The sequence below is a fragment of the Mesorhizobium sp. M5C.F.Ca.IN.020.32.2.1 genome, from assembly GCF_004023105.1.
In the GTDB taxonomy this organism is placed as follows: Bacteria; Pseudomonadota; Alphaproteobacteria; order Rhizobiales; family Rhizobiaceae; genus Mesorhizobium; species Mesorhizobium wenxiniae.
In genome coordinates, this window is sequence record NZ_RZSX01000418.1 from 1 (window position 1) to 1,826 (window position 1,826).

Annotated in this window: 2 protein-coding genes and 1 pseudogene; all 3 read right to left on the bottom strand. The window is 66.3% G+C overall.

Annotation, left to right across the window (positions count from 1 at the left end; genetic code table 11):
- Positions 1-185: pseudogene (locus tag EOA86_RS20400) on the bottom strand (hypothetical protein); the annotation flags it as partial.
- Complete coding sequence (locus tag EOA86_RS20405; RefSeq protein ID WP_128343290.1) at positions 176-1,453, bottom strand: glycosyltransferase family 4 protein; 1,278 nt, start codon at positions 1,451-1,453, stop codon at positions 176-178. The gene EOA86_RS20405 and the pseudogene EOA86_RS20400, both read right to left, overlap by 10 nt.
- A gap of 14 nt (positions 1,454-1,467) precedes the next feature.
- On the bottom strand, positions 1,468-1,826 hold a 359-nt coding region (locus EOA86_RS20410), incomplete at its 5' end, for a hypothetical protein (RefSeq protein WP_206630079.1).

Consider the following 1,826-nt stretch of genomic DNA (forward strand, 5'->3'; position numbering starts at 1 on the left):
GCGGCGGCCTTGCCGATCACTTCCGGCGGAAACAGCCGCGCCGCGAGCCACCAATAGACAAACCCGAGACCGGCCGCTGCAATCGTTCCGATCGCCAGAGCGCTGGAATTCAGCACGAGCGCGGCGCTCTTTCGAAGCTCTCGTCGGGCGCGAATAATGGCCGTCCTGACGAGGTCTACCGGCAAGATGGCTCTCCCGAACCTTGCTGCGCCGGCACCGCTGCCCTGCTGGCGGCTGGGCGCAGGACGTCCCGGTAGACCTGCTCGATCCGGGTCACGACCGCTCCGGCCTTGAGGCGGCCGACCCTGGCGAGGCTTGTCGCCTCCAGGCGGGCGAGCAAGGCGCGGTTCTCCAGAAGGGTCTGCATTGCGTCGGAAAGGGCGTGCGCATCACCGGGCGGCACGAGAAGCCCAGTTTCGCCATGATCGACTAGATCCGGCATGCCGCCGACGCCGGTTGCAACGACCGCCTTGCCGGACGCCATCGCTTCCATGATGACCGTCGCGCAGGCTTCGGGCCCGACCGACGGCAGTACGCCGTACAGTGAGCGCCGCCAAGCATGCATAATGGCGGAATGCGGCCATGTGCTGAAGACGCGGACGTTCGGCGGAAACTCTGTTGGCGTATCGGCGACTCGGCGCCCGATCAGGACCAGCTGCGGCGCCCGCTCCAGGCCGGCATAGGCTTGCAGGAGAACGTCAATGCCCTTGAGGCGCATCATGTCACCGACGAACAGGATGAATTCATCCCGGGGTAGCTGCCGCAGGCAGGGATTTTCCGGGCCAAGCACCTCGACATCGTCGGGCACGAAGTTGGGGATGACCTCGTAGGGGGCGCTGCCTTCGGTCAGTCCGGTGTGACGCGCCACCGCGTGGCTCACCGCGATGAAACGGTCCACCACACGCCGGGCGGCGAAGCTCGACCCCCAGTTGCCAAACGTGGTCACGGCTGCTTTCACCGCCCCGTAATGCCCGGCCGCGCAGGGCAGGCACTTCGCCGGTGCTGGGCCACTGCAGAGATGGGTGCCCAAGTGCATGAAATTCTTCTTGGCGCAGACAAGGCTGTAATCGTGGAGCGTAACCACGAGGCGTGCCCCACTCAGAACTTTGAGCGGCAGGAAGGACGCGTAGATCCAGTTATGGGCGTGGACGACGTCCGGCCTCTCCCGGGCGACCAGCCGCTTCAGGGCTAGCACCAGTTCGGGATCCGGGAAGGGTGGCGCGTGGCGGCGCTCGGGATCGGTGTGGAGGCCCGACAGACGCTGGAGCGTGCCGCGCAGGCGATGCACGCGGACCGCGCCGTCCAGCTCGGTTTCGGGCGATCCGGGATGCATTAAGGTGCCGACGCTCACGTGATGGCCCCGCTGCGCCAACGCCGCGCCGAGGTTGCGGATGTGCCGCTCCTCTCCCCCGATCACCGGAGGATAGAACTGCGACAGTAGCAGGATGCGCATGATCAGGCCCCGTTTCAGATGTGCGGCACCAGCGTCGAAACGCTGCGGTAGAGTCGGTTGTCTTCCGGCCGATAGAGCCGGGCATCCGCCTTCTGCGGGGTGGCCAAAACGGGCACCGGGATCTCCCGCGCCCAGCTCTCGCCCGGCGCGATGGTGAGCGATCGGAAGATGGCGAACGGTTGCCCGTCGAGGGTGATTTCCAGGTCCAACAGCTGAGTTTGAGGCTCGGCGCTCCTGATGCCGACGGTGATCCGGCCGGACTCGCCACTGGCCGACGGCAACAACCAGAACGCGGTGTATTTGAATTCCCGATAGGCCGCTTCGTCCCGGACGGCCAGCGCATAGGCTCCGGTCGCCACAAGCAGCGCTAGCA

What these genes read in the sequence shown, in the direction of transcription:
- EOA86_RS20405 (WP_128343290.1), bottom strand. Translation starts at nt 1,453, where the DNA reads ATGCGCATCCTGCTACTGTCGCAGTTCTATCCTCCGGTGATCGGGGGA.